General features: G+C 60.0%; 19 protein-coding genes and 1 pseudogene. 7 read left to right on the forward strand and 13 right to left on the reverse strand.

Annotated features, from left to right (window positions below; genetic code table 11):
• Positions 1–952: 952 nt before the first annotated feature.
• Entirely contained in the window at positions 953–1357 is a 405-nt protein-coding gene (locus tag B0G82_RS36150) for a hypothetical protein (RefSeq protein WP_241975090.1), read from the reverse strand.
• Positions 1358–1572: 215 nt separating this feature from the next.
• Here B0G82_RS36150 and B0G82_RS36155 point away from each other — a divergent pair, with 215 nt between their 5' ends.
• On the forward strand, positions 1573–2280 hold the full coding sequence (locus B0G82_RS36155; protein ID WP_121311123.1) for a hypothetical protein: 708 nt from the start codon (positions 1573–1575) through the stop codon (positions 2278–2280).
• 303 nt (positions 2281–2583) lie between these two features.
• Positions 2584–3354, forward strand: a complete 771-nt coding sequence (locus tag B0G82_RS36160) for a DUF3047 domain-containing protein (protein WP_121311124.1) — start codon at positions 2584–2586, stop codon at positions 3352–3354.
• A 286-nt stretch (positions 3355–3640) separates the two neighbouring features.
• Here the strand turns inward: B0G82_RS36160 and B0G82_RS36165 are convergent, their stop codons facing one another.
• The 4 genes from B0G82_RS36165 to B0G82_RS36180 form a co-directional block, all read right to left on the reverse strand.
• Complete coding sequence (locus tag B0G82_RS36165; RefSeq protein ID WP_121311125.1) at positions 3641–4180, reverse strand: carbonic anhydrase; 540 nt, start codon at positions 4178–4180, stop codon at positions 3641–3643.
• Between the two features lie 33 nt (positions 4181–4213).
• The gene (locus B0G82_RS36170) at positions 4214–5032 is read right to left on the reverse strand and encodes an SDR family oxidoreductase (protein WP_241975091.1); all 819 of its coding nucleotides are present in this window, start codon (positions 5030–5032) and stop codon (positions 4214–4216) included.
• 6 nt (positions 5033–5038) lie between these two features.
• Complete coding sequence (locus B0G82_RS36175) at positions 5039–5914, reverse strand: NmrA family NAD(P)-binding protein (protein WP_121311127.1); 876 nt, start codon at positions 5912–5914, stop codon at positions 5039–5041.
• Positions 5915–6175: 261 nt separating this feature from the next.
• A complete protein-coding gene (locus tag B0G82_RS36180; RefSeq protein ID WP_241975092.1) occupies positions 6176–7174 on the reverse strand; it encodes an NmrA family NAD(P)-binding protein in 999 nt (332 codons plus the stop codon).
• An 82-nt stretch (positions 7175–7256) separates the two neighbouring features.
• On the opposite strand from B0G82_RS36180, the gene B0G82_RS36185 reads away from it, so the two are divergent.
• Positions 7257–8243, forward strand: a complete 987-nt coding sequence (locus B0G82_RS36185; RefSeq protein WP_241975093.1) for a LysR family transcriptional regulator — start codon at positions 7257–7259, stop codon at positions 8241–8243.
• Positions 8244–8804: 561 nt separating this feature from the next.
• Entirely contained in the window at positions 8805–9527 is a 723-nt protein-coding gene (locus B0G82_RS36190) for a GIY-YIG nuclease family protein (RefSeq protein ID WP_121311130.1), read from the forward strand.
• Positions 9528–9825: 298 nt separating this feature from the next.
• Here B0G82_RS36190 and B0G82_RS36195 read toward each other — a convergent pair whose 3' ends face one another.
• Entirely contained in the window at positions 9826–10974 is a 1149-nt protein-coding gene (locus B0G82_RS36195; protein WP_121311131.1) for a helix-turn-helix transcriptional regulator, read from the reverse strand.
• A gap of 329 nt (positions 10975–11303) precedes the next feature.
• On the opposite strand from B0G82_RS36195, the gene B0G82_RS36200 reads away from it, so the two are divergent.
• Positions 11304–11798, forward strand: a complete 495-nt coding sequence (locus B0G82_RS36200) for a hypothetical protein (protein ID WP_121311132.1) — start codon at positions 11304–11306, stop codon at positions 11796–11798.
• A 234-nt stretch (positions 11799–12032) separates the two neighbouring features.
• Here B0G82_RS36200 and B0G82_RS36205 read toward each other — a convergent pair whose 3' ends face one another.
• Positions 12033–13319 carry an amino acid permease gene (locus B0G82_RS36205; protein WP_158608220.1) on the reverse strand — a complete coding sequence of 429 codons (1287 nt, stop codon included), beginning with the start codon at positions 13317–13319 and terminating at the stop codon, positions 12033–12035.
• Positions 13320–13533: 214 nt separating this feature from the next.
• On the opposite strand from B0G82_RS36205, the gene B0G82_RS36210 reads away from it, so the two are divergent.
• Positions 13534–14682 carry a helix-turn-helix transcriptional regulator gene (locus B0G82_RS36210; protein WP_121311133.1) on the forward strand — a complete coding sequence of 383 codons (1149 nt, stop codon included), beginning with the start codon at positions 13534–13536 and terminating at the stop codon, positions 14680–14682.
• 13 nt (positions 14683–14695) lie between these two features.
• On the opposite strand, the gene B0G82_RS36215 is transcribed toward B0G82_RS36210, so the two are convergent.
• On the reverse strand, positions 14696–15844 hold the full coding sequence (locus tag B0G82_RS36215; RefSeq protein WP_121311134.1) for a helix-turn-helix transcriptional regulator: 1149 nt from the start codon (positions 15842–15844) through the stop codon (positions 14696–14698).
• An 811-nt stretch (positions 15845–16655) separates the two neighbouring features.
• Between B0G82_RS36215 and B0G82_RS36220 the strand changes: the two genes are divergently transcribed.
• Positions 16656–17858 (forward strand): hypothetical protein, encoded by a 1203-nt coding sequence (locus tag B0G82_RS36220; RefSeq protein ID WP_147439635.1) that lies wholly within the window; start codon positions 16656–16658, stop codon positions 17856–17858.
• Positions 17859–18844: 986 nt separating this feature from the next.
• Here B0G82_RS36220 and B0G82_RS36225 read toward each other — a convergent pair.
• From B0G82_RS36225 to B0G82_RS36245, 5 genes and pseudogenes are all read right to left on the reverse strand, one after another.
• Positions 18845–19192, reverse strand: a pseudogene (locus tag B0G82_RS36225) (homogentisate 1,2-dioxygenase); the annotation flags it as partial.
• A 64-nt stretch (positions 19193–19256) separates the two neighbouring features.
• On the reverse strand, positions 19257–20054 hold the full coding sequence (gene istB / locus B0G82_RS36230) for an IS21-like element helper ATPase IstB (RefSeq protein WP_121311136.1): 798 nt from the start codon (positions 20052–20054) through the stop codon (positions 19257–19259).
• Positions 20035–21519: an IS21 family transposase gene (gene istA, locus B0G82_RS36235; protein ID WP_121311530.1), complete on the reverse strand. Its 1485-nt coding sequence runs from the start codon at positions 21517–21519 to the stop codon at positions 20035–20037. The genes istB and istA overlap by 20 nt, the downstream gene beginning before the upstream one ends.
• The gene (locus B0G82_RS36240) at positions 21512–21925 is read right to left on the reverse strand and encodes a hypothetical protein (RefSeq protein ID WP_147439636.1); all 414 of its coding nucleotides are present in this window, start codon (positions 21923–21925) and stop codon (positions 21512–21514) included. The genes istA and B0G82_RS36240 overlap by 8 nt, the downstream gene beginning before the upstream one ends.
• The gene (locus B0G82_RS36245) at positions 21882–22385 is read right to left on the reverse strand and encodes a hypothetical protein (protein ID WP_147439638.1); all 504 of its coding nucleotides are present in this window, start codon (positions 22383–22385) and stop codon (positions 21882–21884) included. The genes B0G82_RS36240 and B0G82_RS36245 overlap by 44 nt, the downstream gene beginning before the upstream one ends.
• Between the last annotated feature and the right edge of the window lie 115 nt (positions 22386–22500).

Raw genomic sequence — 22500 nt, forward strand, 5'->3', positions numbered from 1 at the left:
CGCCTGTCCATGCTGCCGAAGGCTGGGAAGACGTCTTTATTTTATGACACAGTAAGATTAACACGCCGCTTTTCATCACGACGCCGGCGCCGGCCATCTGTTCGTATAGCGCGCGAACCTCGTCGAGGGACGCCAGCTCGAAACCGATGTGAAAGTTGTGCGGCCACTCGACCGGATGGTCGGCGGCGTTATTGATCACGATGTCGAAAATATCCACTTCACTGGATAAAGACATTGTGATAATCATCAAAACAAAGGACGGACGACAGACAGCGAGTACCCGTATTGGGCCGACTAAGCGAGGGGCATCTATGGGCGTGGGCAGACGGCTTGGGTAACCTCATACATAGGGGATCCAGGTACCCCCGCGTCCAGGTCTTGATAAGCGTTAGCCGTGAAAACTAAATTACCGCGAAGATAATCGTAAGCGTTCATTACGCGAATGGAACCGTCCCCGCAGTTGATGCGTAACGGCCAAATACTCATGTCGTGGGCTATGCCACTCCCCGCTTGGGGCGATGTGTACGTCGTGCGCATGAAAACCGATACGTACTGGCCGTCGTGGCGCACTGATGTTGCGTCGTATGCGATTGCGCCTTTGGGGCCACTCCCGAGAATTTTCCAATCCTCTGCGTGTGCAAACGCGGAGATGGCGAGGAGCGCGGACGCTGCGGCTATTTGAATACTGTTCATTTGATCCCTTGGACGTTGCTCGTCAGCCTGGCCTTGCGATGCGCCGAGGCGAATGGCCGCACGTGTGTGCCGTGAGCTTGCGCAAATTTGCGATGGCGAGTGCAACACGCGCCGATCGTCCAGGAATGTCAGGACGCGGCGAGCTACTGCTCCCTCGGCCTCGCCGGGATTCCACTGGATGCCAAAACACCGGCACGGTGAACCCGGTGATGCGCGAGACGATTTCCATGAACCGCATGGGCGCCCCCGAAGAGGTCGCCTACCGCGTTATTTGCAAATCGTACATACTGCCGTTGTCGGTTAGGCACGCGCCTGTGCCCTGTTGCGTCCACCCGCTGAAATTAAATACGCATCGCAGGTTGTGCTGGCCGTCAGCGGACTGTGCGAGGACGTTGCCGTTACCAACAACGCTAACGCCGATGGCACTACCTGTCGCCACCTGCCCGCTTCCAAAGGCCGTCCCGAGGGAGAAAGCGCCGCCCTGCACATAAACATAGTGGCCGAAGTAGGTTTCGCCGTCCAAGGTGACTGAAACAGACTTGTCTATCTGCTTGGCCATGCCATGTGCCATCGGCCCCGCTCCGCGCGGCATCAACGATAGGTCATAGGTGGCACACCCCTGCAAGGCCAGCACTGCCGCGCAGCATACAACTAGCTTTCTCATTTTGATCCCCGTGCTCGCCTATGCTTGGTTGTGGACAACACTATAGAGCGTCGAGGACCGAATGGCGACAGTGGCTGAGTTGCTACCCGCGCCTGGCGTACGAAAAAATCCTTTATTGACGGCACCCCGGGATTGATGCCTGTAGGGGCAAGACTCGGAACGGAACTGCGCCCACGAAGTACACTTCGACCGTAAGGAGCCAGGGGCTGAGAGACATGAAGATTACGAAGTGGCTGCATATCCAGGAACTTGGCAGCGACCAGTGGGTGTTGCCGATCTACGCCGCATGGCATCGGGCTGCCGATCAGAAGCGCATGCCGCCACTTCCGTCCACGATTGGCGACGCTGGGCTTGCCATCAGCACCCGATTGAGCCTGCTGCCGCGTATCACGAAGCGCCTACAAGATGATTTCGGCGCACTGGCGAAGGACATCATTGCCAACGTGAAGGACGAGCATATATTCACGCACGACCACGAGGGCGTCGCCCTGCCAGTCGACAACGACCTGAAGTACCTGGTGATCGCAGACCTGCACACCCTTGTCTCGGAGCTCGATGCCAGCATCGACGCAATGAAGAAGTTCATGCACGCAATACACGAGCACGTTGGCAAGCCAATCGCTGATGAGCAACGCAAGCGTCTGATAAACGACTGGATGCGGCAGAAGGGCATCGATTCGAAGTGGATTGTGCAGTTGTCCAGTTGCCGAAACTTCGTGCAGCACGTAGGCGCGTTCTACCTTGCCATCGACGCGAGCGACGGCAGGTATGACCTCCTACTGGTCAAGAAGAACGTCAAGGTCTTGGATAACCCGAAGACCTATGTGCGGATCGCGATGGTCGACCAGATCGTCGCCGGTTTCATGGCGTGCCGTATGGAATTGCAGCGCCATCTGATTTCCCTGCTCGACGAAGCGGCGTGACGACTACGCCCGCTTCGCGCGCAGGTGGTTGCGAAACAGTAGTGACACGCAATGAGATCGATCCCGGCCTGGCCCGTTGACTGCGGGACGGGGTTCGGCCAGTTCCAGCCGTTCGAAGTCGCCCGCATGTGCCCGCCCGAGCGGCAGCTGCGCATCGATGAGCGGCCGCTCCACACACGAAAGTGAATGCCGCATCTTCGGCCCCCGCTTGCTCGATTAACCGCCGGCGTAAAGGCTCCGCTGCAATGCCGTCGGCTGAGCCGACTACAATGGATCCTGGCCAAAAGACGAATACGACCAGCCATGCCTCTTACCTCAATCCATCAAGCGCGGAAGCGAACAGCACGGCCAGTCTGGCTCGCCGCGTGCGTCGCGCTCCTACTGTTGCCGGCAGCCCTCGTTGCCCAGGACGAAAAACCGGGTATTGCCTTTTCCGCAATCGAACCCGGCGAACCACTGCCCGCAGGCTGGAAGAACCTGCCAGTTGCGGACGGCAAGCCCCTGACGCAGTACACGCTCGTTCACGACGGCAACACCACCGTCCTGCAGGCGGACGCGAACCGCTCTGCTTCGGCGCTCATGCACGAGGGTAATATCGACCTCGTCCGCACACCCGTCGCGGCGTGGCGCTGGAAAGCAAAAGGAGCGATCGAGGGTGCCGACAACCGCGTCGGATCAAAGGAAGACGCGCCAGCGCGACTGGTGTTCTTGTTTGACGGCGATAAAAGCAAGCTATCGTTTTTTGACAGGGCCAAGATGGACTTGGCAAAGCGCCTGGGTGGCGAAGAGCTGCCCTATGCCACGCTGATGTATATCTGGTCAACCACCGCTGCGCCAGGCACCGTCATTGCCAATCCTCACACGAACCGCGTACAGATGATTGTGGTCTCTGGTCTGTCCAGCGATGCGGGTCACTGGCAAAGCCTGCGCCGCAATATCGTGCAAGACTACGAACGGGTCTTTCACGAACCGCCTGGACGAATCACCGGCTACGGGCTGCTGACCGATACCGATAATACCGGTACTACTACGCGCGCCTGGTACGGAGACGTCGGGTTCCTGCCCGAGCCTTGATAACGCAAAGAGGTCGAACTAACTGAGTCCATCTGCCCGATCGGAGTGGCTGTCCTTCAGCCTTTCGCCGGAAGCCGCCAGTCGAAACCGTTCTCCCTGCGCCGACGGCAGACGACTTGGGTCAAGGCGTGCAAACGGCCAACTGCAGTCACCCGGCGCACATCTATCAGCGTCCCTTACGAACTTAACAACGGCCGTTCGGAAAGTGACGGACACTAACTTCGCTCTGCCGTTCGCATGTGAAGCTGCATTGCAGCGCCCTCGCCATATCGTATCGCCTATGACCCTATTCGGGCCGCAGCGTGACAGGCTGGACGACAGTCTCGATCCGGCCGGTTTTCACGTCATACACGAGACCGGTCACTGTAAAGCCACCGGGAAGATTCGGGTTGCCTCTGAGCGCCTGCACGTCGATCGCGACTGCCTTGTACGGATCGGTGATCGCGAGATCGTCGAGTTTGTCATCCGCGACACCCATATACTTCGACAGCAGCTTCGGGGCGTGATGATAGCAACCATTGATCCCACAATCGGTATGGTGGAGGAGGACCAGATTCCAGCCGTCACCGACTGGCTGTCCCGCCGCTCGCGAAACGGCACCAAGAAGCGCCATCGTTTCAAGCAGCGCCGGATTCACGCGTCCTCCAACGTTGCGGATCACTGCCGTTTCGCCTGGCTCTAGCTTGAGCACATCCATCGGATCGACACGAGGGTCTACGCAGCCGATGATCATCGTTTTGCGCGACGGCATCATTTTCAGATCGGCAGAAAAACCATTTTGTGTAAATTCGGCATTGCGGCTAGCAAGAGCTTCAAGAAAGTCCATGATGACCTCTATTTTTTAACGTGAGAAAGTGGATTAGGCGCGTTGCGGCAAGCGTGCAGACATCTTCTCTTGTAGCCCCTTCGGATCGGCGACGAACGCCTCGTGAATGGCCCGCGTCTGGTTGCCGGCGACGATTTCATCGTTGGTGCCGGCTTCGATCGCATCGAGTGCGTCAGTGACGACTTCTTGCGGCGTCATGCGCGGCTCGGGCAGCTTTGCACCCATGTTCGTCTCCGTCTGAACTGCAAGCACGCCCACCACCTGCGTGCCTTGTGCACACAATTCGGCACGCAGGCTCCGGGTAAGGGAGAGGCTCGCTGCCTTGGAAGCCGAGTACGTCGCGGCCATCGGCAAGCTGACTAGCGCGAGCATCGACAGCATGTTGACCAATGCGCCGCCGCCCGCTTTTGCCAATACCGGTGCGAAGGCCCGGGTCAGCGACAGGGTGCCGAAGTAGTTGACTTCCATCTCACGGCGGGCGTCGTCCATGTCGGGTGCGGCGATCGCACCTTCGAAGGCCGCGTAGCCCGCGTTGTTGACCAGCAGCGTAACATCCGCTGCAATCTTCGCTGCGGCGGCAACCTGATCAGGATCAGTGACATCGAGCGGCAATGCAATGAGCCGGCTGTCGCCATCCTTGAGAAGGTCTTTCAGCGAAGCGGTGTCCCGCGCCGCAACGTAGATCTTCGCCACGCCACGGTTCAGCAATTCGGCGACGAATTCCCGCCCGATGCCACGGTTTGCCCCAGTAACGAGCGCGACAGAGTTAGAGATTTCCATGATGATGTCCTTTTGAATTTGATGAGAGAGAGGTGTCGGATCTGGTTCGCGACGAGTCACCGGATCCGACACATGTCATTAGCCGTTGAGTTTGTCGGCGTGAAGAAGAGCGAATTCACCAACGGTCATCGACCTGCGGCCAGTCAGTTTTTCGATGTTGGTGTCTGCGCCGGACATGTGACCCGTCTGGTAGTCGGCCATGGCGCCGCGCAGATGCTGGACGATGTAGGGCGGCACACCCATTGCCGTGATCGAGTCGCAATACTCGTCGATCGGCAGGTCCTGAAAGACGATCTTGCGACCAAGCGCTTCGGATAATTCAGCGGCCATCCGTTCATGGTCCATCTCGACCGGACCTGAGAGCGGGATCGTCGTGCCGATATGCGCTTCCGGGCTCTTCAACAGCGCGGCGATGGCCCGGCCCTGATCGTCCGCTGAAATCGGCGAGTGACGGCCCTTGCCAACCGGCATGCGCAGAACGCCTTGTTGCAGATACGGCAATTGCCACGGGTAGAGCAACCACTCGAGGAAATAGGTGGGACGAAGATGAATGACGGGAAGGCCCGACCAGTTGAGAACTTCCTCGGCAAGGTAGGTATCGCGGCAGGAATCGCTGCTTGACTCGCGGTTAGCCGAGCGCTGCGAGAGGTTGATGACCGTCTTGACGCCTGTCTCCTTTGCAGCTTGCGCAAAGTTCACCGTCGCGTTGATCAGTCCGGGTTGCACGGGCCATACCAGGTACGCAGCATCCACGTCTTTCATGGCGTCGCGGACGGTGTTGATCTCGAGCAGGTCGCCGACCACCACTTCAGCGCCCAGCGCCTCCAATGCGGCGGAGCGGTCATCCTTTTTATGCACCATCGCACGTACGTCGAGACCCAGCGCGATGGACTCGCGAACAGCTGCGCGACCCGTATCGCCGGTAGCGCCAGTAATCAGAACTTTCTTGAACATGATTAATATTCCTTAGTAAATGAGCTTTAACGATGTCGAAGTATTTCCGTCTACAACCGGAGAACGTCACGTGTCGCAACGGCCAACCTCGAATATCGCTTCCTTCGCAATCGCCGGTTCGTTTCCGTTGTTCTCACTATCATGTATTGCGGGTCTGCCCGGTAGTCCTCGTTTCAGGCTATGACCTATCTTCGAACAGCATGGATCAGTTTGGAGCGTCGACCGGAAGACGAACTTCCGCTTCCAGTCTGCTGCCCCTGATTAGTGCCTTGACGCCGCCAGCGGATACTCGATGACGAATCTGGACAGGTTCGCCTTGATGAATTGCTCGACCGTCGTCAACGGCTGGCCGATGATTTGGGTTCCGGTGCTATCGGTGCCGGCCAGCAGGCCTTCTTGCTGGTCGATCGTGACAGCCTCGAAATGTCGCCGCATGGCATCGGCATTCTGCAAACCGAACAGTTCCAGGAAAGTCGATACGGTGACGTGCTCGTAGGGAAGGTGCTTGCCGAGTACGCGACCCACTTCAGCGGCCAGTTCCTCATGGCTGTACTCAACCGGGCCGTGCAGCGCCAGCGCCTTACCGACATGTGGGGCCGGATTGCTGATTACACCCGCGATGATGCGTGCGATGTCGCTACCGGCGATGGGCGCGAAGCGGCTCTCTTTGTTATAGGGCATGACGTACCGTCCGTAGCGGATTTGAGGCGCGATATAAAGCAGCCACTCGGCAAAGAATGTGACTCGCAGGTGCACCGACGGCACGCCTGACCAGTTGAAAATCTGCTCGGACAGCCAGTGGTTCTGCGTCGCCTTGCTGCGCGCGGCCGGGCGTGACTGCTTATGCGACATGTTGACGATCAACTCCAGGTCCTGCTCTTTTGCAGCCTGAGCGAAGATCACGGCCGCTTCGACGAGTCCTTCAGCGAGAGGAAAACAGAAGTAAGCCCGCTGAACGCCTGCCATGGCAAGACGGATGTCGCGCAAGCTCATCATGTCGCCGATTACCACTTCGGCGCCTAGGTTGCGCAACTGTTGCGCGCGATGATCGTCTTTGCGCACCAGCGCGCGCACATGAAAACCTTTTTCAAGCAGGCGGTCGACGGTCGGCCGGCCCGTGTCGCCAGATGCGCCGGTTACGAGGACTATTGTGGTCATATCATTCTCCAGATATAAAGCTGCGGCTCGTTCGTAGCGCCGGGCTTCAGTTGCAGGGCTATCGAGGCATCGGAGCCAATGCCCTTGCATGGTTCCGATCACGGTCGGCTTCTGATGCCAGGCCACGGCGCTAATGTCGCGGTTTCGCTTACGGCTGGGTAGCCATCGAATTCGGCTAAGATTTATGCTGACCGAGCATCGATGGGATGACGGTGACGCTGCGCCTTATCGGGCTTGTCGTCCGCTGAAACAAGGAGGGTGCTTGAAAGACGTCCTGACGTTCAGGCTTTACACCCGCGTTGCCCGGCTGGGCAGTTTTTCGGCGGCCGCACGGGAATGTGGGCTGGCGCAATCGCAAGTCTCGCGGATGATCGCCGAGCTCGAAGCGTCTCTCGGCGCTCGCCTGCTCACGCGCACAACGCGCGCCGTGGTGCCCACTGAAGCTGGGCTGGAATTTCTCGGCCGCATGGAGCCGATCCTCGCGGCGATCGACGATGCGGAGAATAGTGTCCGCGAAACAGGAGAACTGCGCGGCGTGTTGCGTCTTGCGATGCCTTCGACCATGGCCATGCGTGTGGTCATGCCACGGCTTTCAGCATTTACCGAACATCACCCCTTGCTCAGGCTGGAGATCATGCTCGACGACCGCTGGCAGGACATGATTCGTGAAGCGGTCGATGTCGGCATCCGGGTGGGCAGTCTGCCGGACTCGGCAGGTACAGCGCGATTGATCGGCAAAATGCATCGCGTCGTCGTGGCATCGCCGGCTTATCTCGACCGGCATGGCATGCCGGCGATACCGGAGGACATCGCGACGCATCGCGTCGTCGGGGGACCCGCCGGGGCGCAACCGTCTTCGTGGCAATTCCAGCGCGATGGCAAGACGACTTCGGTCGACGTACAACCTCACGTGTCGACTAACGACACGTCAGGCGCGCTTTCAGCGGCCGTCGCCGGTCTGGGCATTGTCTCGACGACTTCATGGGCGTGCCGATCCGAGGTCGACCAAGGGACGCTCGTACACTTGCTGCCCGAATGGAAAATGGCCGAGTTGCCCGTGCATGCCTATTTTCCAATGGGGCGCACGACTCGCATGGCGGGTCGCACGTTTGTGGATTTCATTGCGGCTGAAATGAAGAAAGAGCCGTTTGATTTTGTCGCCGTAACCTAGACGAGTCGATGTCTGCTTATGAGCCGTTAGGGGACCCAAGACAGTCTACGCTCGGTGGCCGCAACGGGTCGACTGCTGACCGTAGTGAAAGCATTAACGGCACAAGCGCTTCGGCGATTCATCGCCCGACCGAGGTCGGCCATTTTCTGAGCTCGCCCGTCGCATAGAGCTGCCGCTAGAACGACTTGTCGACTCCGAAACCCGCCATATGTTCGACGTGAGTGTTCGCGCGAGCCCGAGCGAGGAATGAGCACGGCAGCGTTGGCCTGAGGCGGTTCGTGAGCGGCAGGTAGCGGCGCGATGAGGCGTGGGGCAAGAGGCCGCAATACCACGTCGATCTATGCGACGGCTTACCGCGGCCGCCAGAATTGGGGGAGGCCGGAACGTCCATGCGCCTAGCCAAAAAAAAGCCCCCGCGACGTGATGGACCGCTCGCCCAGGACCGCGTTTTTGTTCGGCGGTGAACATTTTGCCTGTGTCCACTAGGGAATCTTGCACGCACACCCGCTAAACTCCCGTGACTGCCCCGCACGAGGCAGGGCGACCAAATCGGGGGATTGCATGCAGGGGTACGTCTATATCATCTCGAACAAGGCCATGCCGGATCTTCTCAAGGTCGGTTTTACCACGCGCTCGCCGGACGAGCGGGCCGCGGAACTTAGCGGGACCGCGCTGCCTTATCCGTCAGTCGTCGAATATTCGGTCCTAGTTGACCATGCCGCTGTCGTCGAGCGCGAGGTTCACCGGCGGCTGGCGTCCCTCAGGGTCAGCCAGAACCGGGAGTGGTTCCAGTGCTCGCGCACAAAGGCCATCGAGACAGTTAAGGCGGCTGCAGGCAGCGTGGTCAAGGCGGATAAAGACCGCGCCGTCGAGGAGGAACGCCAGCGCGCTGTTCACGAGCAGTGGCGTCGAGAGAACGAACAGAGGCTTCGACAAGAGCTGGAGGCACAAGCACGCAAGGAAGCCTATGAGGCTTCCCGCAAGGCGATCTTCGATAAATACGCCTCGCAGCTTGCCACTCTCTCGCGCGTACCGCGTTTTTACGTCTTCTGGCTGATGGGCGGAGCTATCGTTTCGGCCCTCCTGCTTCTGTCACTGCCGGCGAACAAGGAGCCGTCGTTCGCCTTCTTCGTCATCAGCTTCCTGATTGGCGCAATACCTGGCACCGTGCTGAAGGAGCTAGCCGAGGGCCAAAAGATGAAGTCGAGTGGTTATGTTTCGGTTCAGGCCAAACGGGATGCCGAGCTGGCCGCGCTGCAGAAGCGGTCGGGTCTCTCGTCGTAGAACGTAGGCCTACGCCGGGGGGCGCCGTTCAGGCTCGCAGAAACTGACCACGTGCCGCCGGCTCGGATGACTGGACCACATCTTAAGCTGCCCTTCGATGTCCGACCGCGCGACCGGCGGCAGTGGGTCGCGTGCCGCCGATTCCTGGCAGGCGCAAGCCGGCCAACACCAGTCGTCGGACCAAGCGCGTGGCTGGACTCTCAGATGTCGGGTCTACATCAACAAGCAGCCGGCCACGCGGCAGCCAAAGTCACCGTGTCGTCGGCCGCTTTCACTGATTTCGAGCGATCGCCGATGGTCAAGACACGATTTGAATGCCTGAGCGCAGAAGTAGCGATACCAGTTCGGCCTGCCGGTGCGTGTCGGTCTTGGCCAAGATCTGTTTAAGGTATCCGCGCGCTGTCCCTAGGCCGATACCCTGTTGTGTTGCGGCCTCAGCGAGATCCATTCCGCGGGCGAGCAGTGTTGCAAGGACCGCCTCGCGGCGCGTCAGATGAAAGGTCGTGGCCAAGGCCATCTGATCGATCCCTGACGGCCCGTCCGGTTCCATCACGAAGAGGATCGCACGTGTGGCCACACTGATTCCGTCGGGAAAGTCTGTTGCATCAACGGGCAACACACGGACGACGAGCGGCCGGCGTGGCGGTCTGCGGGACAGATAACAACGCATCGACGCCTGACGCGCCATGGCGGCTTCGCTTGCGTCCCGACCGGCCGCGTTCATGCCTATGGCCATTGAAATCGCATCGCGAAGGCCTTTGGCCTCGGATTGCAGCATGGCGGATACTTCGTTGCGTTTGAGCGACAGGCCGTCGCCGGCACGTCCCAAGACCTCGGCGCGGGGATTGACGAAGATCGGGCGCATCCGCGCATCGAGCAGGATCACGCCGAAATCCAGTCGCGCGATCACTTCGTATGCGCCTTTAGCCCGAAGTTCTGCAGCAGCAAGACGATTGCGCGCCTGCACAGCGGTCGTTAGATGCGGGATGATCAGACTGGCCGTGTCGACATCATCATCGCTGAAATCAGTCAATCCGAGATCACGGCCGGCGGAAAAGTGAATCTGCTGATCGGGAAGACATACCAACGGCGCGACAACTCCATAGAACATACCAGCCGGGCGGACCACCTGGTTATAGATATCTGTTCGTTGAAAATCTGCTTCAGATATTTCCGTCGTCTGGCGCCGCAGCGTTCCTGCCGGGATCGCCTTTATCCATCCCGGCAGGCGGGTTTCAAACTCATGCTGAAGATGGCGCGCATGCTTCGGTTCAAGCCCGGTGAACACTGTCAGGCTCGGAGCGCCGTCGACTTGGACGATCAGTGATGCGTGCTGCGCACCCAGTGATCCGGCAACTTCGGCCAATGCTGGAGACCAGTTAGCCGGTACGAGCGCAGCTTCATAAACGTGCCGAATCGTTCGGTGGAGTGTTTCAACCCGCGTCATGCTCGCCTCCTTTCCGCGCCAGCTTTCAGTCCCAAATGGAGTGTTGGGCGTATGCAACTTAGTGGAAAGTATAGGTAAATATCTGGGTTGCAGTTGACTCGGGCGCCGGTCGCGAAAGTGATCGGCAAGGGGGTTACGCTGCGGCATTGTTATGCAATCGCCTCAGATCATTCGCACTCCCGCTGTCTTGCTAGTGGACGGGTGTTTGTCAACTGTTGCGGCATACGTGTTGCAAACTTCAGCGGCATGTCAACTATGTCCAAATCAGCTGGGTATGTGGTTCGCAAAGCGCAAGGTCGGATGTCTTCCGGAGCGACTCGGATGCGTCGGTGGTCGCGTCGCCGCAGGACCCGACGCTTCCTCCTAGTCAACTGAGCCTGGTTAATCTCTACGGCATCAAAATCGTTGGCCCGGGTCAGGTCGCGCGGCTAACAGCTGCCAACCTGTCGCGGACCACCGCGCCCAATGACACCTGTCACATCCAGCTAAAGTACGTCGACGCTCAAGGTCAACCAGTGCTGAACGCCGATGGTCAAGCAATCGTCACGGACGTCTCGCTAGCGCCGGGCGCGTCTTCGACGCTGGACGTGCATGCACCTGGCGAAATCATTCACGGCGGCATTTCGGTCGGGCCCCTGGTCGCAGTGAGTCCGACACAGTTGCGCCCCCTCGTGCAACGCATCGCACCGCCGTCTATATTTTCGCCCCAGTGCAAAGTCGTTGTCGGCTTTGAAGTACTTGACGGGCAGAGCGGGGCAACACAACCGTTTATGCCGCAAGACCCCTTCTTGCCACCGACCTTGGCACAAGGACCACCAATTTGAAGCAACGCGGGGACCGTTATGGTATGAGTCCGATCGCCGCGCTAACTCCTTTGATTGACCCACGGCTACTGTGATCTGTCCGTGTCTGGCACGCACTGACTCTGACCAAACGTGCCAGATGGGCGCCGCAGCTGCAACACTCGAAGTGCAACGGAGCGGACTGCAGGGCAAACGCCACCGCTCTTCCGCTATACCTGCTTTTCAGGCATCGCGACTTAAGGCTTTCGGATCCGCTTAGCCAGGCGGTGGATCGTTTCCGGCCATGTGCGCAATCTGGCGTCCGTCGCGCGATCGCCAGCATGCGCTGCCCAGCGCCAGAAGGACGATCGGATACAAGACCTGGTAGTTGAACCCGGCGAGCAGGAAACCGCATGCCAGAAGCGCGACTGGTGTCAAAAGCCAGCGGGAGAGTCCGTGCCCGATCTTCCACGAACAGCAGATGCACACCAGATAAAGAATCAGGAAGTTCTGATTCGAGAGCAGCACAAGATCCGACGCGCTCAGGTGAAGGAACGTCGCCGCGGCCAATACAATCGCGAAGCACGCGGCCACGAGAAACACCGCATTGCGCGGGCTGCCTTTAGGGTCCAGTCTGGCGAAAACCTCAGGTAACAGGCCGTTGCGTCCGGCGGCATAAAACAGGCGGCTTGCACTGAAAACCCAGGCGTTTGCGGTTGCCAGAATAACGGCGACTGTCATGAGAGAAAACATGGTCCGCCAGCGTGGTGAGACCAGATTCGCAATGCCTTCCGTCACGTTCACGCTGGGGTCTCCGACTGACGCACCGTTCATGGTTGCAGCCAACAAAAAATAGAGCACGATCACCACGATATAGCTTGAAATATAGACGCGTTTGATCGTTCGCTGAGGATCCTTAACCTCCTCGAGGCAAAACGACACGTTCTCCCAGCCGAGAAACGCCCAGAAAATCAGCGCGCTCACTTTCCATAGCTGAGCGAACGTGATGCTGGACCAGTCGGGGCGAGCCCATAACCGCATACCGCGAAGAAGATCGGATGGATGCATTGCACCAAGAGCGAGCACGGTCGCAACGATTAACACTAACGCAAAAGTGTTGATCAGTGCGGCCGTCCGAATGCCACCAAGGTTGAACAACACGGCAACCAGCAAAAAAGATTCGGCGACTGGAAGCAATGCCTCGTGCTTGAGCCCGAACGCGATCAGTGCATAACTCGCCCCAATCAGCGACTGTGCTGGCACCGTCAGGGGGAACGTCCCACATAGAACGGCTGTGACTGCAAATTCGGCTCGCGGGCCAAGCGCGACCTCGGCATATCGCGAGATACCTGCGGCTGAGGCATAGCGGGTACCTAAAATGGCGAAAATGCATAACAACGGAAAGCATGCGATGGTGCATGCCAACCAGCCAAGCGCTGCGATCTGAGGCGAACTGAGCTGCAATGCCAATCCCGGCAGTCCGAATATGCCCGAACCGACAACCATACCGACTGCCAGCGCCGTTCCACCGGACAGTGAAATTTGACGACGTAATCCAGCCATCGTTTTTCTCCTCGAGCTACAGCGTCTCGCAACTCCGAAATCGCAGAAAGAACCGGCAGCGGCCATATGGACGCGTCCACGATCCGTTTTCGAGGCGTGAGCTGCAACTCGTTCAATCAAGGCGCAGCTGGAATATTTGCCTATACTTTCGACTAACCTACGTCGGCCCGGCACTCCCGTTTGGGAGGGAAATACGTCTTGGAAGGGAGCGAGCATGACGCGCGTCGAGACCATTCATCGAGCGATTCGACACGTTTATGAGGCAGCGCTCGAGCCGGACGGTTGGATGAGCGCCATCGACTCTGTCGCAGAGGTATGTGGTGCGCACAAGGCGATGCTGCATGCACAGGCAGGCGAGATGCCATTTCTTGCGATCTCGGTTGGCTTTGATGCCGATGAGGCTCGGCGCCTGCAGCGGGAATTCGAAAACCGCCTGCCCGACTGGATCAAGACCATCCCGGTGGGCAAGGCGCTGCGCCAAACTTCGGCGATATCGGATGCGGACTTCAGACGTTCGGATATCTATAGGGAAGCAATCCGGCCAGCCGGCGGCTTTTACGGCATAGTCGCGCCGCTAATTCGTCATCCGGATCAACAGGTTCTTTTTTCGATGGGGCGTGATCTTGGGAAGGCGGACTTCAGTGACGACGATCTCGCCGCTGCCAGCCTGATCGTCCCGCATTTGACGACAGCGCTGCAGGTCCGAAATCGGCTTGCCGCAGCGGACCTTCGAGCGAAGGGCGCGTACGACGTGATTACACAATTGAATATCGGCGTGATCCTGCTCGATGCGGCAATGCGCCTCATCTTTGCCAATCGTTGCGCTGAAGCGCTGGCTCGCTCCTGCGATGGCCTGCTGCTCACCGGACAAGGTGTATCTGCAGCCCGCCCTTCCGATGCTAAAAATCTGCGCGACGCGATCGCAACGGCGATTGGCCTGAACAACTCCGGCCGAGACGTTAGCGAAACTGCCATGCGAGCTCAGGTGCCGATGCGCTGTTATCTGGCTCGCAGACCACCACGTCTGCCCCTTGTCGTGCGCGTCTTGCCTGTCAGTGAATCAGACGTGCGGGAAGGAATCAGCGCGGGCACCCGTGCGGTCCTGTTCGTGATTGAACTGGACAAGCCGGTAGGGATCGAGCCGATTGTCCTCGCCGCGACTTTTCATCTCACGCGACGTGAGGCGGCGCTGGCCGCGCTGCTCGCTCAAGGGATGGAACTGGCTGAAGCAGCCTCGCGATCCGGCATAGGCATCGGAACGGCGCGCGGATATCTCAAGCAGATTCTGGCGAAGACCGACACCCACCGGCAGGCTGAACTCGTATCTCTGTTGTTACGTGGCGGCCTGCAAATTACGCGTTGATTAGCACAGCGGCTCATTGAGTTAGTTGCGTGCTGCTACGCAGGAGCAGCGCAACCAGTTCGGCCTGCCTATGCGTATAGGTCTTGGCAAGTATCTGCTTAAGATATCCCCTTGCCGTTCCGATGCCGATTCCCAGTCGCGAAGCTGCGTCCGCAAGGTCGATACCACCCGCAAGCAGGTTGGCAAGCGCAGCCTCGCGCCGGGTAAGCTGGAAGGTCTTGACGAGAACGATCGGATCGATGTCGGACGCTCTGTCTGGTTCCATCACAAAAAGAATCACGCGCGCTGCAGGACTCCGTTCACCCAGAATACCGGCCCTACAGACAGGCACAACGCTGACGATGAGCGGGGGACGTGGTGGCTGGCGCGACAGACAGCAACGCATTGGCACTGCGGGCCGTATCGCCATTTCGCGACCGTCCCGGCTAACGTCGTGCCAGCGGGCCGCAGTCGCGATGGCGCGGCGCAAATCCTGCGTATCGGAATGCTGGGAAGCAATGACCGTTTCCCTGTTCAACAGCAAGCCGTCTCTACGTGCGGCGAGTGCCTCGGCACAAGGATTCACGAAAACCGGACGCATCGCCGCGTCGAGCAGGATCACGCCGACATTCAGCTGAGCGACAACGTCGAGCGCACCCTGGGCCCGCAAATCGGCGGCAGCCAGGCGGCCTTGAACCTCCAGCGCGGTCATCAGGTGCGGGACGATCAGATTCGCCGCATCAAGATCGACGTCGCTGAAATCCATCGCACCTAGCTCCCGGCCCACCAAAAAATGAGCCTGCCGTCGAGGCGACCGGGCAAGCGGCGCGACGATTGAATAGAACCCGCCCTCTGGGCGAACGACCTCGTTATAGATATCTAAGCGTCTGAAGTCCGCATCTGAAATCGCTGACGATTGTCGCAACGGTGTGCCAACCGGTATGGTTTTAATCCAGTCCGGGAGACGGGTTTCGAATTCGCGCCGAAGTCGCACCAAATTGACGGGGTCTATGCCTATGGAAACCGCCAAACCGGCAGCATCGGCAGCCGTTTCATTTAGCATCACCTTCTGCGCACCGATTGCCTCCGTGATCGAGCCCAGCGCAGCCGGCCAGTCGTTGGGTGCGAGCACGGCCCCGTATATGTGTCGAATCGCTCGATGGATGGCTTCAACGCGCGTCATTTTCGATTCCTACCTCAGGTCCATTTCCCTCCCAAATGGGAGTGTCAGGCCGACGCAAATTGCTCGAAAGTATAGGCAAATTTCGCGGTTGCAGTTGACTTGAGAGTCGGGGACGGCGCGTAGGCAAGAGCGTTACGCTGCGGGCTTTAGGCAATCGCCACAGTGTTATTCGCGCACTCCCCCCGTTGTCTTGTTAGTGGACCCGTGTTTTTCAAATGCTGCGGCTTTCGCGTCGCAGACATTCAGAGGAATGTCAACTATGTCCAGATCAGCTCGATCCGTGGTTCGCAAAACGCGCGGTAGGAGACCGCTGAACTACACGGTAGTGCTTGCGCTGTCTGTCGTATTCGGACAAGCGCACGCAGCGGCCAGTGACGACTCGCCCTTTCCATTTCCGCTGACTGGTATTGTCGCCGGACAGACGATGCGAACAAGCGTCGTCAATGTCACGCCGACATCGATCCAGAAAGCACCCTGTGTGGCGACAATGAGTTTTGTCGATGACAAGGGTAGCGTGATTCCCGTTAATGGAGCGCCAACAACCGCCGTTTCCTTAACTTCAGGCGCCTCCACATCCGTTGACCTGCCGGCCCCTGATGCGGCGGTCGGCGGTGTACAGAACCGGGCAGCCGTGCGTCCTGTTGTGCTAAGAGGCTCTTCGCTGTGTCTTTTCAGGGCAAGCGCGACGGTGTTCAACAGTGGCTCGGGGCAGTCGCTTGTTGCTTTGCCCCAAGACCCGACGCTTCCTCCGGGGCCACTCGGGCCACTTAGCCCGTACGGAGTCAAGTGGCTCGGAGCAGGACAGGTGGCCATGCTGACTGTCGCAAACGTCTCGACCAGTGCTGCTCGAAGCGACCCTTGTCAGGTGCAGCTGAGTCTCGTGGGCGCAGACGGCAAGCCCGCGACCAACGCCGATGGCCAGCCGCTGGTGTCTCAGGTCGCACTCGCGCCTGGCGGCTCGACGTCGCTTCTCACGCGCGCGCCCAGCGACGTCAATCCGGCTTCGAGGCTCGCCATGCGCCCCGTCGTGCAACGAATTGCGGCGCCCGGCGTCCTGGCGCCCCAATGTCACCTCGCAGTTGGCTTCGAGGTCATAGATGGCTCAAGCGGAGCGACGCAGGTGTTCTCGCCGCAAGACCCTACCGTGCCGCGAGCCACCTTCCAGCCGCAGGACCCGTTTATTCCGTATCCGGTGGCGTTCGCGCCGACGGGATTGATAGCCGGGCAGACGATGCGCGTGACCGTAGTCAACAACACCCCGACGGTCATTCCCGGTACGCCCTGTACCGCCACGCTGGGGTTTGCCGACGATCAGGGTCGACCGATACCGGTGAACGGCGCCGCGTCGAGCGCAGTCACCCTCGCACCGGGGGCACTGACATTTATCGACCTGCCCGCGCCGACCACGGCAGTAGGCGCCCAGAACCGCGCGATGATTCGTCCCGTGGTCACGAGCAGTTCCGTGCGCTGCCAGCTGCATGCGAGCGCAGATGTCTTCAGGAGCGATTCTGGCGCCTCCGTGGTCGCGCAGCCGCAGGACCCGACGCTTCCTCCGGGGCAACTGAGCCTGGTGAATCTCTACGGTATCAAAACCGTTGGCCCGGGTCAGGTCGCGCGGCTAACAGCTGCCAACCTGTCGCCGACTACCGCGCCCAATGACACCTGCCACATACAGTTGAAATACGTCGACGCCCAAGGTCAACCGGCGCTGAACCCGGATGGTCAACCACTCGTGACAGACGTCTCGCTGGCTCCGGGCGCTTCTTCGACGCTGGATGTGCACGCTCCCGGAGAAATCATTCACGGCGGCGTTTCGGTCGCGGCCCTGGTCGCAGTGAGTCCGACACAGTTGCGCCCCCTCGTGCAACGCATCGCACCGCCGTCTGTATTGGCACCGCAGTGCAAAGTCATCGTGGGCTTTGAAGTACTCGATGGGCAGAGCGGCGCAACGCAGGTGTTCATACCGACAGACCCCTTCTTGCCACCGACCCTGGCACAGGGACCGCCAATCTGAAGCAATGCGGGGCCAGTCAAGGTATAAGTCCGAACCCCAGACTATCTTCTTTGACTGCCCGACGGACGCTGTGATACGTCCGTGTTGCGAACGCACTGGCCGGTTGACCATCTGAGCCACCCATTCCAGAAGGCCGCCGCGACCGCAGGTGGCCTGGTCATCTTGCTACTCTCAAGGCTTTCCCGGACCGGCACGATACCCACCTCGTTAGAATTGATCGGGAAGGCAGCGCGCGGACGACTGAAGCACCTTGGAAGCGGCCGATCAATTGGAGCCGCATCCTGTGACCGGATTGGGTCGCAAGTACTCATTCGCTTTCGGCGGGACCGGTCATTCGCCACGACCGACCTGCGAATGGCAGGAAAGCGCCCCATACCTGCCTGACCGGCACGGATGCACGAATGACGGCTCTGGCCGAAATGCCGCACTCGGGAAGCTGGCGCCGAGGACCGGACTGCTCCGCTACCCGCCCTCCGAATCGCGAGAAACGCGATCGTCGGCAGGGAGTGGGATTGGCATAGAGCTATCGTTCAGGGAGGAATAGGTGGTTCGTCTGCGCGTCGGCGTCACGCGCAAAGCCGTCACGGCCTCGATGACCGTCCTTCAGAAAAACCGAAATGTGCTCCGCCTCAGCCTGCTGACGGGCAGACGCAGATATCCAGTCGACGCCATGCGAACGCGACGCATCGCGGTGCATCGCTCATAGACTCATAGGCCCCGCAACGGACCTTTTTCACGGCAGCTTATCGTCGCAGGCGAACGGCTCAGTACAAGGCCCAGTGGCAACGTCCGTCGGTTTCTCCGTTTCAGCTACGCGCCAGAGATAGGGCAGCGACCCGTGTGTACTCAAGGCGTCCGGCGCTCGCGACGCAACTAACCGTCAAGCACCGGCGGCCTCGCGCCTGGCTTCGCCGCAACCCCGTCTGGCAGCAGGACGGGATACCGTAGAACGCAATAAATCTGTCAATCCAGAATGCTTGTAAAGGCCGGTCGGTCATGGAACAGTTCGCGGCATACAGGTGGATACCGCATCCTCGCCCTACATCGGGCGCGCCGTTGCCCGCCATGGTTACAAGACCAGCCACGAAATCGGTCGGTGCATCTGGCATCTGAAGGGGATCCCAGCGCAACTGATCCGGTGGCGTCGGTACTTCGTCGAGGCGGCTCAACAGGCGCGACTTCTCGATACGCTGGAATGGCGAGAGCATGGCCGCTGGCCGGATCCGGTACAACCACGAACGCCGATTGTTATGACGCGGCGCCGTGAATGAAGTCCCTGAGAGTTGTTCTGCGTACAGGCCATAAGGCACGCGTTGCGGAGAGTTACGCCCCACGTGTTAGCAGCGGCGTGAATTTCGTCTAAAACGGACGGTTTGAAACTCACCATGGCGAAGGCGCTCACAGGGTAGCGGGATCGGTGCCGTCCTGGTCTTTCATGCGGTAGCTTTTGCCTTCGATGACGACGGTCTCTGCATGATGCAGAAGCCGGTCGAGCAGCGCGGAGGTCAGTGTGCTGTCGTGATTGAATATCTCTGCCCAGTGCTTGAACGCGCGATTTGAATTGATGATGGTCGGGCCGTGCTCGTAGCGCTGGCTAATGATCTGGAACAGCGCGTCGGCGCCCTGTTTGTCGACGGGCAAATATCCGAGTTCGTCTACGATCAATACACGCGGCTTGACGTAGCGGCGCAGTTCGCGTTTAAGCCCGCCATGCGCGTATGCGGCATTCAACGAGTTGATGATATCTATCGCCGTGGCGAACAGCACCGAATGGCCGCGCAGACAGGCGGTATGGCCGAGTGCAATGCTCAGGTGGGTTTTGCCCAACCCGACGCCACCGAGGAAGATCACGTTGGCCCGCTCCTCGATGAAGTTCAGGCGAAACAGGTTCTGGATCTGCAGGCGGTTGATCTTGCTGGGCCAGTTCCATTCGAACTGATCGAGCGTCTTGAGCACCGGGAACCGGGCGAGTGCGACCCGCCGGGCGATGCTGCGATCCTCGCGCCGCTGCGCTTCACCTTCGATCAGGTGGGCGAGATAGTCGACATGCGACCAGTGCTGGGCCGCCGCTTCAGTGGCCACGTCCTCGTAATGTTGCAGCACGTAGCTCATGTGCATTCCCGCGAGCTGGGTGCGTAACGGATCGGTGTCGGCTTCGCTCTCGTGCACGGTGGTGTTACGTTCCGTTTTCGTCATGGGGGTCCTCCGGTCCGTAGCGCGAGAGATCCGGTTGCGCCAGTTCGATGTCCAGCAGATCCCGATGGCGGAGCAGGTGCAGCGCGCCGGGCTCCGCCAGGGGCCGCGCCTTCATCTCGAGGATGTTGGCGATGTACTCGCAACTGAAGGCATGGAACGTCAGCCCATCCTGCAGGGCGCGCGCGACGGCCTCGACGCCGTAAATCTCGCTCAACGCGATGATCTTGCGCATGTGCTGCCGCGCATTGGCACGCCGTTGCTCGAGCCCTTCGTAATAGGCCTGGGCGTGAGGACCAAGACTCAGGAAGCGCAGCATGAGCCGTTGTTCGCGGGCGCTGCGGCGTTGCGCGAGCAGGGCCTTCGGATGTTCGGGGTCCTCGATATCCTGGTGGCGATCGTAGCTGCGTACATGGCGGGCGATCAGCAGGCTGTCGTGGTAGATGCATACCCGATCGGGCCACGCCTTGAGCGTCACGCGGGTATTCGCATAGCGCGCCGGCACGGAGTAGTGGTTGGTGTCCAGCGCCACGCGAAACTGACTGCTCGCGCGCACCGTCACAATGCGGGCAACGTCATACGCTGACGGATTGAGCGGCTTCAGATGGGCCTGTTCGGCGGCGAACAGATCGACAGGGCGCTGGTGCGCCTCCCCGTGGACGCGCACGTTCGCGATGGTATCGAGCCAGATTCGGACCGCGGGGTTGATCGCACTGAACTCGGGGAGTTCAAGCCCGTTGAGGAGATTTTTTTTGACGTATCCCACGCCATTTTCCACCCTGCCTTTCTCGTTGCCTTTGCCTACGTTGCAGGCAACGATGTCGAATCCCCAGTGGCGCGCGGCATCGAGGTAGCGTGGATTGAATACTGGCGCCTGGCCAACCAGCCGCTGCAGCACCGCGGACTTCAGATTGTCTACCATGACCTTGCGCGGGCAGCCATGGAAGGCCGCGAACGCGTGCTCATGGCAGGCGAGGAAGTGCTCCATCGTCTGCGAGACCGTAAATTCCAGATACATCAGTCGGCTGTAGCACAGCACCATGACGAAGAACGACAGCCGCCGCCGGGTCGAGCCCACGGCGATCGAGCCGTATTCGCCCCAGTCAACCTGGGCGCACTCCCCGGGAGCAAAGGCAAGTTTCAGGAACGCCTCATGCCGCGGCGGCCGGATCCTGCTCACGTAGTCGCGCACAATCGTGTAGCCGCCGTCGAAGCCGGCTTCGCGCAAGCGCTGGAAGATCTGCTGCACGCTGTACGGGTGCGCATCGAGCCAGCGCACCACCTGCGCCTTGAAGGGGTCGAGCCGGCTGGCGCGCGGGGGCGATTGTCGTCGCCGGTACTGCTCGACCTTGAGCCACTTCGACACCGTTTGCGGATGCAGCCCGAGCGCGCGTGCCGTCTGCGTGATCGTCAGGTGCTCTCGCTCATGACAGTCGCGGATCCTGCAGTACGTTTCATAATCAAGCATGGCGCCTGCCCAGGGCCGCATGCAGCCGCTCGATCTGTGTCGCCACATCCACCTGAGGCTGCGGGGGCGGCGCTGGCTCAGGCGCTGGCGTATCCAGCGACAGCACCTGGTAGAGCGGCAGTTGCCAGGCGATCAGGCCGACGCGGATCAGATCCCTGCGGGCCATCTCCAGACGCGCCGGCGCCATCGACAGATGCCGCGCGAGCGTCGCGTCGGCGTAGTAGCTCAGGCCCTGGGCATCGGCGACGGTGACCAGAAACAGGTATAGCGCCGCCGCACAGGCGTCACAGCGATCGATGTACCGCTCGCGCACCAGCCGGTGATCGACCCAGCTGAAGTGCGCCGGAATCTGCCGCAGCCGCTCAGGGCAGATGACGCGCTTGATCGGCATACTCACCTCTGCCATTCAGGATGTCCTGTCCCAGTTGTAGCAACCGCCGGGTGCTGCGGACGATGTCTTCTTGTAACGGGCTGTCGGTCAGATGCGCGATCAGCCCAATCAGGACGGCCGGTTGCGCCGACAAGACATCTTGTAACGCATCTCCTGCCAGACACGCCGATTCCTCTTGTTTTTCAATCGCTTGCGCAGGGCAGTCATCTTGTAACGCAGCAGCCGTGGCAGCGCCGGCACGACGCCCGTACCCCGGGTGCCCGGCACGCCAGCACTGCACGCGCGCGACCTGCTCGGCGCCGCGGAAATAGTCGCGGTTCTCGGGTTTGGCCAGCCACCGGCGTTGACTGGCAGCCTTGCTCGCCTGACGGCACGCGGCTTCGGAGCAATACCGCTGGTGCCGCACATTGCGCACATCGGGCTCGAACCACGCTCCGCAATTCAGGCACTTACGCTTTCTTTGCTGGCGCTTCATGGACCGGCCCTCCCTGGGGCCGATCATGCGACGCGCCAATGCCCCGTGCCGATCGCACGAAGAACAGCCACAATGGAAGGCAAGGAGAAACAGGGACTGAAGTCGCCGAAGAAAA

It is taken from the genome of Paraburkholderia sp. BL17N1 (assembly GCF_003634175.1).
In the GTDB taxonomy this organism is placed as follows: Bacteria; Pseudomonadota; Gammaproteobacteria; order Burkholderiales; family Burkholderiaceae; genus Paraburkholderia.

Bases quoted from the DNA above. Each gene is read 5' to 3' on its own strand.
- B0G82_RS36150 (WP_241975090.1), bottom strand. From the start codon at position 1,357: ATGAGAAAGCTAGTTGTATGCTGCGCGGCAGTGCTGGCCTTGCAGGGG.
- B0G82_RS36155 (WP_121311123.1), top strand. From the start codon at position 1,573: ATGAAGATTACGAAGTGGCTGCATATCCAGGAACTTGGCAGCGACCAG.
- B0G82_RS36160 (WP_121311124.1), top strand. From the start codon at position 2,584: ATGCCTCTTACCTCAATCCATCAAGCGCGGAAGCGAACAGCACGGCCA.
- B0G82_RS36165 (WP_121311125.1), bottom strand. From the start codon at position 4,180: ATGGACTTTCTTGAAGCTCTTGCTAGCCGCAATGCCGAATTTACACAA.
- B0G82_RS36175 (WP_121311127.1), bottom strand. From the start codon at position 5,914: ATGTTCAAGAAAGTTCTGATTACTGGCGCTACCGGCGATACGGGTCGC.
- B0G82_RS36185 (WP_241975093.1), top strand. From the start codon at position 7,257: ATGCTGACCGAGCATCGATGGGATGACGGTGACGCTGCGCCTTATCGG.
- B0G82_RS36190 (WP_121311130.1), top strand. From the start codon at position 8,805: ATGCAGGGGTACGTCTATATCATCTCGAACAAGGCCATGCCGGATCTT.
- B0G82_RS36195 (WP_121311131.1), bottom strand. From the start codon at position 10,974: ATGACGCGGGTTGAAACACTCCACCGAACGATTCGGCACGTTTATGAA.
- B0G82_RS36205 (WP_158608220.1), bottom strand. From the start codon at position 13,319: ATGGCTGGATTACGTCGTCAAATTTCACTGTCCGGTGGAACGGCGCTG.
- B0G82_RS36210 (WP_121311133.1), top strand. From the start codon at position 13,534: ATGACGCGCGTCGAGACCATTCATCGAGCGATTCGACACGTTTATGAG.
- B0G82_RS36215 (WP_121311134.1), bottom strand. From the start codon at position 15,844: ATGACGCGCGTTGAAGCCATCCATCGAGCGATTCGACACATATACGGG.
- B0G82_RS36220 (WP_147439635.1), top strand. From the start codon at position 16,656: ATGCTGACTGTCGCAAACGTCTCGACCAGTGCTGCTCGAAGCGACCCT.
- istB (WP_121311136.1), bottom strand. From the start codon at position 20,054: ATGACGAAAACGGAACGTAACACCACCGTGCACGAGAGCGAAGCCGAC.
- istA (WP_121311530.1), bottom strand. From the start codon at position 21,519: ATGCTTGATTATGAAACGTACTGCAGGATCCGCGACTGTCATGAGCGA.
- B0G82_RS36240 (WP_147439636.1), bottom strand. From the start codon at position 21,925: ATGGCAGAGGTGAGTATGCCGATCAAGCGCGTCATCTGCCCTGAGCGG.
- B0G82_RS36245 (WP_147439638.1), bottom strand. From the start codon at position 22,385: ATGAAGCGCCAGCAAAGAAAGCGTAAGTGCCTGAATTGCGGAGCGTGG.